Consider the following 1,786-nt stretch of genomic DNA (forward strand, 5'->3'; position numbering starts at 1 on the left):
GTTTGTTTCTGGTGTGGTGTTTGAGAACTGTAGAGTGGATGCGAGCATCTTTGTGGTCAAGTTGTTAAGGGCACATGGTGGATGTCTTGGCTTCAGGAGCCGATGAAGGACGTAGGAGGCTGCGATAAGCCTCGGGGAGCTGTCAACCGAGCTGTGATCCGAGGATTTCCGAATGGGGAAACCCAGCACCAGTGATGTGGTGTTACCCGCACCTGAATATATAGGGTGTGTGGAGGGAACGCGGGGAAGTGAAACATCTCAGTACCCGTAGGAAGAGAAAACAACCGTGATTCCGTGAGTAGTGGCGAGCGAAAGCGGAAGAGGCTAAACCGTGTATATGTCAAGCTGTCAGGCGTTGTATATGCGGTGTTGTGGGACCCAGCGTCGAGGATCTGACAGTCCTCGGAATGATCACGTATGTTAGTGGAACGCCTTGGGATGGGCGGCCGGAGTGGGTGAGAGCCCCGTACGCGAAAACATGTCGTTGATTGTTTGTTTGGTGTTCCCGAGTAGCAGCGAGCTCGTGGAATTTGCTGTGAATCTGCCGGGACCACCCGGTAAGCCTAAATACTTCCTGAAGACCGATAGCGGACGAGTACCGTGAGGGAAAGATGAAAAGTACCCCGGGAGGGGAGTGAAAGAGTACCTGAAACCGTGTGCCTACAAGCCGTCAGAGCCGTTGAGGTGATGGCGTGCCTTTTGAAGAATGAGCCTGCGAGTTAGTGCTGCGTGGCGAGGTTAACCCGTGTGGGGTAGCCGTAGCGAAAGCGAGTCTGAATAGGGCGAATGTAGTCGCGTGGTCTAGACCCGAAGCGGAGTGATCTACCCATGGCCAGGGTGAAGCGACGGTAAGACGTCGTGGAGGCCCGAACCCACTTAGGTTGAAAACTGAGGGGATGAGCTGTGGGTAGGGGTGAAAGGCCAATCAAACTCCGTGATAGCTGGTTCTCCCCGAAATGCATTTAGGTGCAGCGTCACGTGTTTCTTGCCGGGGGTAGAGCTACTGGATGGTCTAGGGGCCTTACCGGGTTACCGAAATCAACCAAACTCCGAATACCGGTTAGTGAGAGCGTGGCAGTGAGACGGCGGGGGATAAGCTTCGTCGTCGAGAGGGAAACAGCCCAGAACACCAGCTAAGGCCCCTAAGTGTGTGCTCAGTGGGAAAGGATGTGGGATTGCCCAGACAACCAGGAGGTTGGCTTAGAAGCAGCCACCCTTGAAAGAGTGCGTAATAGCTCACTGGTCAAGTGGTCCTGCGCCGACAATGTAGCGGGGCTTAAGCACACCGCCGAAGCTGTGTCATTCATGCAATACATCGGCTCGACTCCTTGAGGGTTGTGTCTAGTGGTATGGATGGGTAGGGGAGCGTCCTGCATCCGGGGAAGCGGCGGCGGAAGCCAGTCGTGGAGGGTGTGGGAGTGAGAATGCAGGCATGAGTAGCGAATGCAGAGTGAGAAACTCTGCCGCCGGATGACCAAGGGTTCCTGGGCCAGGCTAATCCGCCCAGGGTAAGTCGGGACCTAAGGCGAGGCCGACAGGCGTAGTCGATGGACAACGGGTTGATATTCCCGTACCCGAGCATGTGCGCCCATGACGAGGCGTTTGATACTAACCACCCAAAGCACGTTGGTGAAGTCTTCGGATGGAGCCGGCGTTGTGGAGCGTGGGACCTGATTTCGTAGTAGTCAAGCGATGGGGTGACGCAGGAAGGTAGCTCCGCCAGGCGATGGTTGTCCTGGTGTAAGCGTGTAGGCCGAGTGGTAGGCAAATCCGCCACTCATATAGG

At 55.8% G+C, this 1,786-nt stretch carries 1 rRNA gene; it reads left to right on the plus strand.

From position 1 onward, the window contains the following. Positions 1 to 54: 54 nt before the first annotated feature. Positions 55 to 1,786 (plus strand): 23S ribosomal RNA (locus tag ACERZO_RS50285); the annotation flags it as partial.

The organism is Amycolatopsis kentuckyensis (genome assembly GCF_041679295.1).
Lineage (GTDB): Bacteria > Actinomycetota > Actinomycetes > Mycobacteriales > Pseudonocardiaceae > Amycolatopsis > Amycolatopsis kentuckyensis_A.